13 protein-coding genes are annotated in these 14,911 nt (G+C 42.7%); all 13 read right to left on the bottom strand.

Going from position 1 to position 14,911, the window contains the following annotated elements; translation table 11 throughout:
- Nucleotides 1-178 precede the first annotated feature (178 nt).
- Nucleotides 179-1,045, bottom strand: coding sequence for a 2-oxoacid:ferredoxin oxidoreductase subunit beta (locus JKM87_RS01810; RefSeq protein WP_202077248.1), 867 nt, complete (start codon nucleotides 1,043-1,045; stop codon nucleotides 179-181).
- Entirely contained in the window at nucleotides 1,046-2,776 is a 1,731-nt protein-coding gene (locus tag JKM87_RS01805) for a 2-oxoacid:acceptor oxidoreductase subunit alpha (protein ID WP_202077245.1), read from the bottom strand.
- Nucleotides 2,777-2,948: 172 nt separating this feature from the next.
- Nucleotides 2,949-3,899 carry a dipeptidase gene (locus tag JKM87_RS01800; protein WP_336885109.1) on the bottom strand — a complete coding sequence of 317 codons (951 nt, stop codon included), beginning with the start codon at nucleotides 3,897-3,899 and terminating at the stop codon, nucleotides 2,949-2,951.
- A 135-nt stretch (nucleotides 3,900-4,034) separates the two neighbouring features.
- Complete coding sequence (spoVS, locus tag JKM87_RS01795) at nucleotides 4,035-4,295, bottom strand: stage V sporulation protein SpoVS (RefSeq protein ID WP_202077239.1); 261 nt, start codon at nucleotides 4,293-4,295, stop codon at nucleotides 4,035-4,037.
- Nucleotides 4,296-4,431: 136 nt separating this feature from the next.
- Complete coding sequence (locus JKM87_RS01790; RefSeq protein ID WP_202077236.1) at nucleotides 4,432-5,229, bottom strand: TIGR00282 family metallophosphoesterase; 798 nt, start codon at nucleotides 5,227-5,229, stop codon at nucleotides 4,432-4,434.
- A gap of 158 nt (nucleotides 5,230-5,387) precedes the next feature.
- A complete protein-coding gene (gene rny / locus JKM87_RS01785; protein ID WP_202077234.1) occupies nucleotides 5,388-6,932 on the bottom strand; it encodes a ribonuclease Y in 1,545 nt (514 codons plus the stop codon).
- A 261-nt stretch (nucleotides 6,933-7,193) separates the two neighbouring features.
- The gene (locus tag JKM87_RS18145) at nucleotides 7,194-7,832 is read right to left on the bottom strand and encodes a RecX family transcriptional regulator (protein ID WP_202077230.1); all 639 of its coding nucleotides are present in this window, start codon (nucleotides 7,830-7,832) and stop codon (nucleotides 7,194-7,196) included.
- A 149-nt stretch (nucleotides 7,833-7,981) separates the two neighbouring features.
- Nucleotides 7,982-9,043 carry a recombinase RecA gene (recA, locus tag JKM87_RS01775; RefSeq protein ID WP_202077227.1) on the bottom strand — a complete coding sequence of 354 codons (1,062 nt, stop codon included), beginning with the start codon at nucleotides 9,041-9,043 and terminating at the stop codon, nucleotides 7,982-7,984.
- Between the two features lie 157 nt (nucleotides 9,044-9,200).
- The gene (locus JKM87_RS01770) at nucleotides 9,201-10,892 is read right to left on the bottom strand and encodes a DEAD/DEAH box helicase (RefSeq protein ID WP_202077224.1); all 1,692 of its coding nucleotides are present in this window, start codon (nucleotides 10,890-10,892) and stop codon (nucleotides 9,201-9,203) included.
- Nucleotides 10,893-10,976: 84 nt separating this feature from the next.
- A complete protein-coding gene (locus JKM87_RS01765) occupies nucleotides 10,977-12,215 on the bottom strand; it encodes a competence/damage-inducible protein A (RefSeq protein WP_202078026.1) in 1,239 nt (412 codons plus the stop codon).
- Nucleotides 12,216-12,272: 57 nt separating this feature from the next.
- Nucleotides 12,273-12,863 (bottom strand): CDP-diacylglycerol--glycerol-3-phosphate 3-phosphatidyltransferase, encoded by a 591-nt coding sequence (gene pgsA / locus JKM87_RS01760; protein ID WP_202077221.1) that lies wholly within the window; start codon nucleotides 12,861-12,863, stop codon nucleotides 12,273-12,275.
- Nucleotides 12,864-13,023: 160 nt separating this feature from the next.
- Complete coding sequence (locus JKM87_RS01755; RefSeq protein WP_202077218.1) at nucleotides 13,024-13,929, bottom strand: helix-turn-helix domain-containing protein; 906 nt, start codon at nucleotides 13,927-13,929, stop codon at nucleotides 13,024-13,026.
- Nucleotides 13,930-13,942: 13 nt separating this feature from the next.
- Nucleotides 13,943-14,740 (bottom strand): YmfK family protein, encoded by a 798-nt coding sequence (locus JKM87_RS01750; RefSeq protein WP_202077216.1) that lies wholly within the window; start codon nucleotides 14,738-14,740, stop codon nucleotides 13,943-13,945.
- Between the last annotated feature and the right edge of the window lie 171 nt (nucleotides 14,741-14,911).

Below are 14,911 nucleotides of genomic sequence, written 5' to 3'. Positions count from 1 at the left end.
TGAAAATATGATTATAAATACATTATATCACTCTTTACAATACAGCCACAACTCCATTGTCTACAGGACGCGCACAAAATATGATATAAGATAGAATTTCAATTTTTTTTATTAGTTCTGTTATCGAACATAAAAAAAGAGAGTGAGTTTATCTCACCCTCTTCTAAATATGGCAGTATTACATGAACTGTTGACAGAGCTGATCAAACTTCTCTTCCCCGATTTCTAGTGGCTGCTTCACTAATCCTTCTTCTTTAAATCCTTGAACCTGATCTTCATAAGAAGGTTTATCTTTATCATGATAAATCAGGCCTGTGACAAGACCTTCATGTTCCATTAGAGTCTGCATCGCTTGCATCCGGTTATGAGGATCATAATTTTCAACGCTGGATAGGTCCGTTAAATTCTCTTTGAACCAATCATACGTATTCACTTTATTAAAGGTGACACAAGGACTAAATACATTAATGAGCGAGAAGCCTTTGTGTTCTAAACCTTGCTCAATCAGTTTTGTTAAACCTTTTAGATCACTTGAAAAGCTTTGAGCGACGAATGAAGCACCAGCTGTTAAAGCCATCTCCATGATGTTAAGAGAAGATTCAATTGATCCCGCAGGTGTACTCTTCGTTTTAAAGCCCGTTGAGGAGCGAGGCGATGTCTGACCCTTGGTTAGCCCATAAATCTGGTTATCCATGACGATATAGGTGACATCTATATTACGGCGGATAGCGTGAACGGTGTGTCCCATCCCGATGGCGAATCCGTCTCCATCACCACCAGAAGCGATCACTTTTAAATCACGATTGGCCATTTTAATCCCTTGGGCTATGGGAAGGACACGACCATGAATACCATGATAACCATAGGCGTTAATATAACCTGAAATACGGCCAGAGCAGCCAATACCAGAGGCTACGACGAGGTCTTCAGGCTCTAAACCAATATTGGCAGAAGCCCGTTGTATAGCCGCCTGAACAGAGAAGTCACCGCATCCTGGGCACCAGTTTGGTTTTACTTTGTTTCGGAAATCTTTAAACGTAGCCATCTAGACCAGCTCCTTCACTTTTTGATGAATTTCGAATGGCAAAAATGGATTTCCATCATACTTCAATACACTGTGAATCTTTTCTTTGTCGTCAAGATGAAGCTTCATAAGATCAGCTAATTGCCCAGACGCGTTATTCTCAACAACAACCACTTTTTTCGCTGATTGAATGTATGGTGAAAATGCTTCCGTAGGGAAAGGTAAAATGAGACGAGGGTGCACATGATTGACTTTCACGCCTTCAGCCTCAAGCCTTGATTTTGCTTCACTAATCGTGCCGTACGTGGAGCCAATGCCTACAATGAGAACATCAGGTGTTTCGTGTTCACAGTCTGTTTGTAAGGCATTAGGATACTCGAAGTTCTCTAGCTTACGGAGTCGTTTATCCATTTGGTCTTTACGATTTTGATTATCTTCAGACGGGCGTCCCACTTCGTTATGTTCTACACCAGTGACATGGTGAATCCCGTTTTTCTGTCCTGGAATTGACCGTGGCGATATACCATCCTCCGTGACCTCATAACGTTTGAATAAATCCCCTTCGTGTTCGGGAACTTCGTCTAGTAATTTTCCGCGTCGTATGTCAACTTTACTATAATCTAAAGGTTCAACGGATTGTTTACCTAGAGATAAGGCTAAATCCGTTGCTATAATAACAGGGCACTGGTATTCTTCTGCCAGGTTAAAAGCTTCTACCGTATCATAGAAACAATCTTCAACTGTGCTTGGTGTCAACACAATCTTAGGTATTTCACCTGGAGAACCATAAACTAAAGCATTCATGTCCCCTTGTTCTTGCTTGGTTGGTAAACCAGTACTAGGTCCGCCGCGTTGTGTATCAACAATGACCAAAGGCGTTTCAGTAATTCCTGACAAGCCGATGGCCTCCGTCATGAGTGCAAGCCCTGGGCCGGCAGAGGCAGTAAACGATCTCGCGCCACCATAATTCGCTCCAATGGCCATCGTCACGGCTGCAATCTCATCTTCCGTTTGGATAACTGTTCCGCCAAAATCGGGTAGCTTTTTAATTAGATACTCCATAATTTCAGATGCGGGCGTGATTGGATAAGCGGCCATAAAGCGACATCCAGCTGCAATAGCGCCTAAACCAATCGCGTCATTTCCGATCATGAACATACGCTGTTTTCCGTCCCCTTGCTCAAGACGTAGCGTTTCGATGACACCATTGGCCTGGTCATTAAAATACTTCGCCCCTTCATTTACAGCATTGACATTCATGTCGATAATTTTTTGTCCCTTCTTAGCAAAGACTTCGGCAACGACATTTTGGAACGGTTCTGTATCAAGACCTAATGCTGCACTCGATGCCCCAACGGCCACCATGTTTTTCATGAGAGAAGTACCAAGCTCATCCGCTATTTTAGTGAACGGAATAGAGTATAGGTCTCCGTTAAACCCTTCTGGTATGAAAGGCTCAAATTTGCTATCGGCGATGACGATCCCTTTATCGGATAATTCATGTATATTCACATCGATCGTTTCTTGGTCAAATGCAACTAAAATATCTAAATCGTCGGAAATTGAACGTGATGCTTCTGTACTTACGCGAATTTTGTTATTCGTATGTCCGCCCTTAATTCTGGAGGAGAAGTGACGATATCCATACAAATGATAGCCCAATCGATTTAAGGCTGTTGCAAATATTTCTCCAGTACTTTCAATACCTTCCCCTTGCTGTCCGCCAACTTTCCATGAAAGTTGATTGATCATATACTCCACTCCCTTTTAACATGTCCGCTGTGATGGGTTTCCTCAATAACTGCTAGAATGAAATCAAAAAAAATCATAATTCTTCAAAACTATGAATCTAAAAGGTTCTCAAACTTTCTCAATTGTAGTCCTATTTATATAGAATTGCAACCCCTTTCAACACCGTATGAGCCTAGTCTTTCCACAATCTCATATAATATTGTTTCCAGTTATCAAAACACAACTTTTGGACAATAGATTCAGAATAATGCTTGAGACACTCTTCAATCAGATCACTGAATTTCTGGCTATGCTCCATCCCTGTGACCGTTTGAGAGATGCCATCAAAATCTGAACCGAATCCTATGTAGTTTTCTCCTCCTAATGATAACATATATTCGACATGATTTAATATATCTTTTATATCGACTTGTTCTCTTTTTGCTAGAAAATAGGGAACAAAATTAATGCCAATAACCCCTTGTTGACTAAATATAGCTTTAATCTGTTCATCATATAGGTTGCGCGGATGGTCACATAGCGTCCTTGCATTGCAGTGTGAGGCCATAATAGGTTGTGAAGTATGATCGAGACAATCCCAAAAGCCGTGTTCAGATAAGTGAGATATATCAACGGCCATGTTGAGCCTATTCATCTCTTTTAGTAAGGCCAGTCCAAAGTGAGATAACCCACTAGGCGATCTTTCCTTCACTCCGTCTCCAGCCTCATTACGATAATTCCAAGTAAAACCTAAGCTTCGGACCCCTAAGCGGTGAAATGTTCTTAGTTGCGTTAAGTCTCCCTTTAAAGGCTCTGCTCCTTCTATATGTAGTAAAATATAAAGCTTGTCTTCATTGTGCTCAAGCTGATTTAGTTCTTCCACTCCCTTTATTAACACGATATCCTCTCGTTGAGACAGTATGTTCTCGTAAAAGATATCCACCATATGTAGACCAGCAGAGAGTCTAGACTCAACCGGGACCTTATGCGGGACATAGATCGCCATCGTTTGAACCTTAACACCGCCGTTCTTTAACCTGCCAAAAGAACTGTGTAATTCATCCGCTTTTTCATGGAACAGTGTATGCTCCCCTCGATCCCACATTTTATACAACACGTCACAGTGCCCATCAAATATTCTCACCTTGTTTCACCCCGAATTGTCTATTTTATGAAAAAGCTCAATTCATCACTGTGGTTATACCGAAGTAAAAAAACAGAAAACCCGTCTGCCATCGTGGTAGCAAACAGGTTCCTATCATCATTTATCTTCGCTGAATTATCGTGGTTCTACAATCAACTTAATTGCAGTCCGCTCCTCACCTTCAATTAAGATGTCGGTGAAGGCAGGAATACAAATGAGGTCAACACCACTTGGTGCTACAAATCCTCTTGCAATGGCTACGGCCTTTACCGCTTGGTTAAGTGCACCAGCACCAATTGCTTGTATTTCCGCAGCGCCACGTTCCCTTAACACGCCAGCGAGTGCACCAGCTACAGAGTTGGGATTGGACTTTGCTGAAACTTTTAATACCTCCATGAATTTGAACCTCCTCGTTTGATGATTGTTACCACTTTAACTATATTCGTTAGGTACTCATAAAATTCCTTCCAAAAGCAAATAAAATTCGCAAAATTCAACATATTTATTTTTATTACGTGATGATTTGTTAAGATTAATCGTGCATAGGGTGATCTTCATCGATACATATCCGTTCAATGTGTTTTGCCTGCCCCGTTTTTTCATCAATGTCAATGACTACACCGTTTAACTGCGCGCTCCCCTCCTTAGTCACTTCAAAACGACTAGGCATGGCCGTAAGGAAACGAGTCAGGACGGCTTCTCGATTCATTCCCAAGACCCCATCACGTGGCCCCGTCATCCCTACGTCAGAGATATATGCGGTTCCTTGAGGTAATATTCTTTCATCCGCGGTCTGAACATGGGTGTGCGTACCGACAATAGCAGAAACCCTTCCGTCTAGATACCATCCCAAGGCTTGCTTCTCACTGGTTGCCTCCGCATGAAAATCAACGAATATATTTGGGGTGATGTTTTTCACTTCGTTAATGATACGATCCGCTTTGGTAAAAGGGCAGTCGATCGGTGGAAGAAACGTTCGACCTTGTAAATTAATGACAGCCAATTTAAGCTCATTTATTTTAATCACGGTGAACCCTCTGCCAGGCACACCTTCTGGAAAATTCGCTGGACGAACGATCGCATTCGTGTCATCAAGATAATCACCAATGTCTCTTTGATCCCACGTATGATTACCAAGTGTAATCGCTTGCGCCCCCGCTTCAAAAAAAGACTTAGCGATGTTTTCTGTAATCCCTTTACCTCCTGCCGCATTTTCACCATTAATAATAGTGACCGCCGGTCGATAAATTGACTTCAGCTTCGATAAATATGTATGAATCATGTTTCGGCCTGGTGAGCCTACAACGTCTCCAATGAATAAAATTCTCATGTATACCCTCCAAATGATGTTACTGTTTTTCTATCATAGCATATCCAACATAAAATGAAAAAAGTGACCCTTTAGGCCACTTTTTTTCTCATCCTGTTTGACCAAACATCGTCGTAAACAGAATGGACTTTCCATGTTATAAGTTTATAGTTTTTGACTTATTTGGCATACTCTACTGCCCTTGTTTCTCGGATTACCGTCACCTTAATATGTCCCGGATAATCCAAGTCTGCTTCAATTTGCTTTGTTATATCACGTGCTAAGCGATATGATTCTACATCATCAATGAGATCTGGTTTAACCATGATTCTAATCTCACGACCCGCTTGGATAGCGTATGATTTTTCTACACCGTCGAAGGACTCGGAGATTTCTTCAAGTTTCTCCAAACGCTTAATGTACGTTTCAAGCGTTTCTCTTCTCGCTCCTGGTCTAGCCGCAGAAAGTGCGTCTGCCGCCCCTACTAGAAGTGAGATAATGGAGGTCGCTTCCTCATCCCCATGGTGAGATGCTATACCATTGATGACGACTGGGTGTTCCTTGTATTTCTTCGCTAACTCAATTCCAATTTCGACGTGACTACCTTCAACCTCATGGTCAATCGCTTTACCGATATCATGCAGTAAGCCGGCGCGCTTCGCTAACGTCACATCTTCGCCAAGCTCTGCTGCCATAAGACCTGTCAAATGAGCGACTTCCATAGAGTGTTTCAGTACGTTCTGTCCGTAGCTTGTTCTGAATTTCAAACGACCTAAAATCTTAATTAAATCAGGATGTAACCCATGAACGCCAGTTTCAAAAGTGGCTTGCTCACCGTACTCTCGAATTCTTTCGTCCACTTCACGACGGGCTTTTTCCACCATCTCTTCAATTCGCGCAGGGTGGATTCTGCCGTCAGCCACGAGCTTTTCTAGTGCTGTTTTGGCAATCTCGCGTCTAATTGGGTCAAAACCGGACAGAATAACCGCTTCTGGTGTATCGTCTATAATGAGATCTATCCCTGTCAATGTCTCAAGAGCACGAATATTACGCCCCTCACGACCAATAATTCTACCTTTCATCTCATCATTCGGTAAGGCAACCACCGATACGGTTGTTTCTGCTACGTGGTCGGCTGCACAACGTTGTATTGCCAAGGAAATGATTTCCCGGGCTTTCTTATCGCCCTCTTCTTTGGCTCTTGTTTCCATATCTTTAATCATTAAGGCTGTTTCATGGCGTACTTCCGATTCAACACTTTCTAGGATCGTTTGTTTTGCTTCTTCTGTTGTTAGGTTAGAAATACGTTCTAATTCAGCTACTTGGGCTTGTACTAATTTCTCCGCTTTGCTTTCCATCTCTTCAATATGTCGTTCTTTTTGAACGAGTGAATCTTCCTTCTTTTCAAGAGACTCCATTTTTCGATCTAGTGATTCTTCTTTTTGAATCAGTCGACGTTCATGACGTTGAACTTCATTTCTTCTATCGCGAATTTCTCCTTCAGCTTCTGTACGCAGTTTGTGAACCTCTTCTTTCGCCTCTAAGAGGGTTTCTTTACGGAGCGCTTCAACATCCTTCTCCGCTTGATCACGTATTTGCGTAGCAGCCTCTTCTGCACTTGAAATCTTGGCTTCCGCTATAGATTTACGAATAAAGTATCCAACACCTAGACAGACAATTGAGGAGACTAGCAAAATGAAGATAAATAAAATCGGGTTATCCATATCTTCACCTCCTCTTACTATCATGTTGGCTGCGTTTCATTTCACTTTTAAACCATCTTTACATTCGTACTTTCGTTTGTGTTTCTGTTTCATTTCGTTTTCATTACATACTCATTGTTCGGCTATACCCTTGGAATGAGCTGATGAAATCACCCATTCATCAATCACTTAGCAAAAGCAGAATAACAGAATGTCACAATCTAACAAAGGATGTAAAAAGATAAACGTGCAATTTAATTGTATAGTTGTGCCAATAGCATGTCAAGACTCTATCACATTCGGTAGAATGGATTGAATGATATCATAAGTATAGCCACGTCGTTGTAAATATAAAATGAGTTTTTGCTTCCTCTTGCGCTCATCCTTCTCCTGCGCCAGTGTACGCCATTTCTTCTCCGCTAACGCTAAACAGCTTGTACGTTGGGTTTCTTCCTCTATTTGGGCTAACGCTCGCTCAATGTAGATGGTCGCTATCCCCTTCTGACGTAGTTCCTCCTGAAGTACATACGGGCCTTTCCTTTTTGTCCTGAGACGTTCAGTTACCCATTGCATGGCAAATTTTTCATCATCGAGATAGCCTTGTTTTTTCCATTGATCAATGAGCGCTTCTATCAGCTCTTGCTCATATCCTTTCTGTAACAGGTATTGGTTCATTTCTTGCGTTGTTCGAGGACGGTATCCTAGGTACCTTAATCCTGATAACTCGGCTTTTTTACTTTCTTCCGCCTTGAGAATCCCTTTCATCTCGTCTACATCAATTTCTCTTCCTTTCAGCAACCGATGTGAGACGATGACATCTTCATGTACACTAAAAGCATACTCATCATCGATGTATATGTTATAGCGTTGTGCATGTCTTTTTTGTTTCTGTATTTTGGAAATGATGGTCGGCTTACTCACAACCCCAACTCCTCTTATCCTCATAATTTCCTTTAAAAAAGAACATCCCGCTATTTGTCAGCGGGATGGTGTGGTACAACTTAATTTTATAATAGAACACGTCTAAACGAAACACATAGATGGTTAAAGTGATGTTATAATGCTCTTGTTTATTCTAAGTCTAGAGCAAGCTCTTCGTCAGCCTGATCATCCCCTGAAAAAGCGTCACCTGACTCTCCAACTTGATCAAGTTCATGTTTTTCACGGATTTGATTTTCGATTTCGAGGCAAACCTCAGGGTTTTCTTTCAAGAACTGTTTGGCGTTCTCACGACCTTGGCCTAAGCGTTCATCATTAAAGGAGTACCAGGCTCCACTCTTCTGCACAATATCGAGATCACTGCCAATATCCAGGATACTACCTTCACGGGAAATCCCTTCTCCATACATGATGTCCACTTCACATTGTTTGAACGGTGGTGCCACTTTGTTCTTCACAATTTTAATCTTCGTCTTGTTTCCAACCATATCGTTACCTTGTTTGATCGTTTCAGCACGTCTCACTTCTAAACGAATGCTAGAGTAGAACTTAAGGGCACGTCCCCCAGGTGTTGTTTCAGGGTTTCCGAACATCACACCCACTTTTTCACGAATTTGGTTGATGAAAACAGCGATTGTTTTGGACTTGTTAATGGCACCAGATAGCTTACGAAGGGCCTGTGACATTAATCTCGCTTGAAGCCCTACATGGGAGTCTCCCATTTCTCCTTCAATCTCAGCCTTCGGTACAAGCGCAGCGACGGAATCGACTACGATCATGTCAACGGCGCCACTACGTACAAGCGCTTCTGCAATCTCTAATGCTTGTTCTCCCGTATCAGGCTGGGACAAAAGAAGTTCATCAATGTTAACCCCCAGTTTTTGAGCATAAACTGGATCTAAGGCGTGCTCTGCGTCAATAAATGCCGCTTGTCCACCGTTACGTTGGACTTCAGCTATCGCATGTAGCGCGACCGTTGTTTTACCCGATGATTCCGGTCCATAAATCTCGACTACTCTTCCCCGTGGATATCCTCCTATACCTAAAGCAATATCCAATGCTAATGCACCACTAGAAACTGTTGAAACCTGGTTATTTGCAACAGCATCACCCATCTTCATTACAGACCCTTTACCAAATTGCTTTTCGATTTGGCGAAGGGCCATATCAAGCGCTGCTCGACGATCTGACATTCTTCAACTCTCCCTTGTTCATGATATCTTAGAACCATTGTACCCTTTTTTCAATCATTTGCCAATACATTTTGCGAACATTTATTCGCTTTTTTTTAAATGAAGAGCGTTTGCCCGGTCTTTGTGTCTTTTCAAGCCGTCAAGACAGCTTGATGAACTATCCTTTATGATTAGGGCGAGAGTATTGTCGTTTTCCCCTCTCATTTGACTTTCTGTTCTCTTCTGATCTTCTGTTATGATTGGAACGTCCTGCCTGTCTTGATGAACGAGAGGTATCTCTTTCCCTCGGTTTCGCTGGCTCTAATACCACACGTGCACCGTGAATTCTAGAGTGGCGTAACGCTTCGTAGACAAACGGCGCCACGTCCTCCGGTACTTCAACAAAGGTGAATTTTTCAAAGATATCGATGCGTCCAATCACCTTCGGCGAAATGCCGACGAGGTCTGACACTTCCTCTAGTAACGTTTTCGGATTCATGTTTACGTTGCGTCCAACATTCATGAAGAAACGCACCATGCCTTTAGATGCTCCTGTTTCACCAAAGTTATATTGGGCATCTTTGGATGGGAGGGAATCGTTAAAGGCTAATTTTAGAGCGGCCGTGGCTACTTTGTCGGCAGGATAATGCTGGACCAGCTCGTCTATCACTTCAGAAAAAACGGAGAGATCTTCATTCTTATCTAGAAGCTCAATGATTTGCTTTTTCCATAGGCTTTGTTGTCTCTCAGTCACTTCTTCTAAAGATGGTAAATCCTTCGCTTCTAACGGATGTTTGAATTTCTGTTCGATTGAACGCAAGTGAGTCATTTCTCTCGGAGTCACAAGCGTGAGCGCCAACCCTTTACGCCCCGCTCTCCCCGTTCTTCCTATACGGTGAACATAGCTTTCCGGATCCTGCGGGATATCATAGTTAATAACATGAGAAACGTTCTCCACGTCAATCCCTCTGGCGGCCACATCCGTTGCGATTAGAAACTCAAGCTCACCGTCACGAAAAGCATTCATGACTTTGTCACGTTGAGCCTGTGACAGATCCCCATGCAGGGCATCCGTCATGTAACCTCTCGTTTGGAGAGCTTCAGAAAGTTCATCAACACCACGCTTGGTGCGACAGAAAATAATACCTAGTTCAATATCCTGCTGGTCGAGTATACGGCACAGGGATTCAAGCTTATTTTTTTCCAGTACCTTGTAGTAAAATTGATCAATGAGTGGGGCCACGACTTCATTGTGGCTAATACTAATCCACTTAGGTTTGTCCATGTAACGATGAGTAAGTTTTTTTATCTCTGGGGGCATCGTCGCTGAAAATAGTAACGTTTGCCTATCTTTGTTGACTTCTTTTAGAATTTGCTCTATGTCATCAACAAACCCCATATCAAGCATCTCATCCGCTTCATCTAATACGGCTAGTTTAACATCCTGCAAGCGAAGGGTTTTGCGACGAATATGGTCTAAAATGCGCCCTGGGGTCCCGATGACCACTTGCACCCCTTGCTTTAAGGCACGAATTTGATGGCCTATCTGTTGGCCCCCATAGATTGGCAGTGTTTTGATTCGTTTATACTTTGCAATCTTCTTTAATTCACCCGACACTTGGATAGCCAATTCTCTCGTCGGCGTTAATATAAGAGCCTGAATCTTCGGTTGTGATGTCACTCTCTCGGCGACTGGGATACCGAAGGCTGCGGTTTTACCCGTTCCTGTTTGCGCTTGCCCCACAACATCAACACCTTCTAAAATGGTAGGGATACAAGCCTCTTGTATTGGTGAGGGTTCTTCAAACCCCATATCATGAATGGCGTTAATAATGTCGGGATTTAACTGATAATCTTTGAAGTTTCCCATGTATTTGGTTCATCCTTCCCATGTTAATCTCTTGTGTAAAAATACAACTGCCCACAATTTTGCGGTTTATGCTGCTACTCGTTTTCACTCATCCTGTAATTGCTGGAAGAGGTAAAACAGGGCTAACTTGGATGCGCGGTGTTGTATGGCTTCACGTTGTCCGCCTACACGCACCTCTTTGACCACCGTTTGCTGTGGCAGTGCGATGCCTATGTATACTAATCCAACGGGCTGATCCTCCTGTGAGGACGGACCTGCTACCCCAGTGATCGACAAACCAACAGAAGATTGACACGCTTCCTGCACCCCTTGAGCCATCTCTTTCGCTGTCTGTTCACTGATAGCGCCATATTCTTCAATAGTTTCACGAGACACCCCTAAGTGATGGGATTTCATCTCATTGGTATAAGTGACTATAGCCCCTCGGAAAACATCTGAAATGCCTGGCAAACGAGTTAAAAATGAGCTCAACAGACCCCCAGTACAGCTTTCAGCGATAGCGACTGTGAGGCCTAATGACGCCAAACGCTGGTACAAAACATGCTCTAACGTATCTTCATCCCAGCCGTAAAGATATTGACCTACTCGCGATTGAATGTCATTGACAACGGCTGACATCTCTTGTTCAGCCTGTCCTTGATTCGTGGCAAAGCTCGTCAGTCGAAGCGTCACCTCTCCTTCTTTGGCTAGAGGGGCAATGGTAGGACTGGTCTGTTGATCAATAAGGTCCTCCAAAGCTGCTTCCAACGTAGACTCACCAATACCACAGAACCTCATTACCTTTGAAAAGACCGTTTTCTGATCAGGCCGTATATGTTGGAGATAAGGCGTGACGCTCTGCTGAACCATCGGCTTGACTTCCTTAGGTGGGCCAGGAAGGAGGATATAGCAAATCTCGTTTACTGTTACAGCCATACCAGGCGCTAATCCATTCGTATTTTGAAAGACTTCAGCCCCTTCTATGACTTCAGCTTGTCGCTTATTATTATCTGTCATTGATTTCCCATGTTGTTTAAAAAACTGAAGGACTTGTTCTAACGCTTGTTCATCCGTTACAATATCGCGGTTCAAAAAGTCGGCCACCGTTTGTTTTGTCAGGTCATCCTTGGTCGGTCCTAGACCGCCTGTCATGATAATCAGATTAGAACGCTGGCTTGAAATCTCAAGCTGCTGACGGAGGCGTTGGGGGTTATCCCCTACGGCTCCATGGTAATAAACAGGAATTCCTATTAAGGCTAATTGTTCAGAGATAAACTGAGCATTTGTGTTCGCAATTTGACCTAGTAATAGTTCCGTACCAATTCCTATGATTTCAGCTTTTATCATTATATATCCTTTCTTTCAAAAAGAGCAGAAAGTATCCTTTCTGCTCTGCTCTCCTCATTTTTGAACAGATTTTTTAAACTGGATCACACTTTTATTTTTCATGAAGTAGTCAACGCCTGAGACAATCGTCACAATCACAGCTACCCACATGGACAGCGTTGCAAATGGAATACCTATCGTTCCAAAAGGAAAGTTATTGAGCATCACTGCAACAATCGCCACAATCTGAACGATGGTTTTGAGTTTCCCTAGCTTGCTGGCGGCTATCACCTGTCCGTCAGCTGCCGCCACTAAACGTAGCCCTGTCACAGCAAATTCACGGCTAATAATCACGATGACCATCCATGCTTCTACGCTTCCGCGGTCCACTAGAGAAATAAGTGCAGCTGTAATCAAAAGTTTGTCGGCCAAGGGATCTAAAAACTTACCTAGGTTCGTGACAAGCTTTCTCTTGCGGGCAATATAACCATCTAGTCCATCCGTGCTAGCGGCGATAATAAAAATAATCGCTGCAATCATTTCAGAGTATGTAATGGTGACTTCAGCAAACGCCACTTCGCCCATATCGAATCTCACGAGCAAAAAAAGCATGATGATAGGGACTAGAAATATTCTCGCCAAAGTAATTTTGTTTGCTAGGTTCATTCAATTTTCCTCCAAGTATAAAGCTCGCCCACATTCCTTTATAAGTATAATATAAGCCATATTGAGTGTCAAAAGACTGCGGGCAGTCGTGATCTCAAAAGAAAAAGAAAAGAGAAGCAATGCCCCGCTTTTCTTTTTCATATATTCTGTGTTTAATGGTTTAAGATGATTCTTCTAAAGGTTCATATTGGATGATAATGTTGTGCGATTGGAGATCATCTTCCACTTCGGAAAGGTCAACAGCTGTCCCGTTAATAAGTATTTTCTTTCCTCTTAAGTGGCCAAACCGAATTTTAATATTTCGTTTATCTGATAAATCCCAAGTACGCTCATCACCCTCTTCAATAGTTGGCTGGTCAATCATTGTATCGGCATCAAGATCACTGAGTCTCACCCATACATCACCCACGTTGGCCTGAATTGTCAATTCAAACTGGTCTGCATGACGAAAAGCGTATGTGAGGTTTTGGCCAGATGTTTCAACGTGAACCCATTCAGGTTTCAACTCGTTCTCTGAGGACTGTTGAGCATCGTCTTCCTCTGGTGATCCCGTTTCATCAGGGTCCGGCTCTGATGCTTGGTCCTCCTCTGAAGGGTCAAGCTCACCCGGTTCGCCGTGTCCAATCGGTCCATCGCCTGAGCCAGGGTCAACCGCTTCACCATCGTCACCACCCATATAGTGCACAATCGCGAGGTATAAAATAAAAGCAATAACAAGTAAAAATAAGTACAATACAATCCTAGAAGCCCATTTGCCCACTTTTGGTGAACGTGCCCGAACATTTTTGGTCTTCCTAGGAGGTATGGGACTGTCTGCTGGATTTTTAGGGATGGCAGGCAACTCACTCTCAAACTGTTCAATAATGTCATCACCTTTTAATCCTATCGCCTCAGCGTAGCTCTTAATAAAAGCGCGAGTATAAAAGGGCCCAGGTAAAATATGATATTCGCCGTTTTCAATCGCTTGTATATAACGTTTACGTATCTTTGTCTTTTCTTGGAGTGTTTCGATTGGCATTTTCTTTTCATTGCGTTTCTCTTTCAGAAATTGACCAAGCTCAGACAAGAGGTTCACCTCCTTAGTTCATACCAAATGATGAGAATCCTTGATCAATGACCTCATATTTGATTTCCTCGTCCTGCTCGTTTCTTAACTCAATAATATAGTCGAAATCGTCTAATGTATATTCTGTTTCACGCACAAATATATCTGGGTGTTCAACCACCTTAGAAGCAGGCAAACGTAAAATTTCGCGTAGAAGCATATGATGTCGTTCAGATGCTCTTAAGGTCGAGACGATGCCATCAACGATAAACACGTGGTCAGGGGACATTTCATCCTCTGCCATTTGACTCCTTACCGTTTGGCGCAGAAGTGTAGAAGAGACGAAGGACCAGCGTTTGTTGGCACACACACTCGAAGCTACAATCGACTCTGTTTTGCCCACGCGTGGCATCCCTCTTATGCCAATCAGTTGATGCCCCTCTTTTTTAAAGATTTCAGCTAAGAAATCGACAAGCAACCCCAGTTCATCACGCACAAAGCGAAATGTTTTTTTATCATCCGCATCTCTCTCTATATATCGCCCGTGACGGACAGCAAGGCGGTCCCTAATCTTAGGGTGCCTCATTTTTGTTACTGTAATATTATCCACTCTTTCAAGGAGTTGCTTCAAAAGTGCGATGCGTTCATCGTCTTCGCTCTCAAGCAGCATCCCTCTCCGGTTGACATCAACACCGTTAATAGCAATGATATTGACTTGTAACATCCCGAGTAAAGAAGAAATATCTCCCAACAAACCAGGACGATTCTTATGTATCTGATATTCGAGGTACCAATCTTTTTTATGTGGATGTGTGTCTACTTGATTTGTCATATTTTAAAGTTCCCTTTCAATCACTTTATGTCTGGTCCCTTTACATACCCAAAATACTTTCTACATAACAATAATCTCTCATCGACAGTATTCTACATGACCAATCAAGTTCCTTCCTATATTTTATGGTTTTTTTTAAAAAATGAGAAAATGACTTGTGATCGAAAGTCC

This window comes from Caldalkalibacillus salinus (genome assembly GCF_016745835.1).
In the GTDB taxonomy this organism is placed as follows: Bacteria; Bacillota; Bacilli; order Caldalkalibacillales; family JCM-10596; genus Caldalkalibacillus_A; species Caldalkalibacillus_A salinus.
The sequence above is the reverse complement of the archived record's forward strand: the minus strand, read 5'-3'. Positions and strand labels throughout refer to the sequence as shown.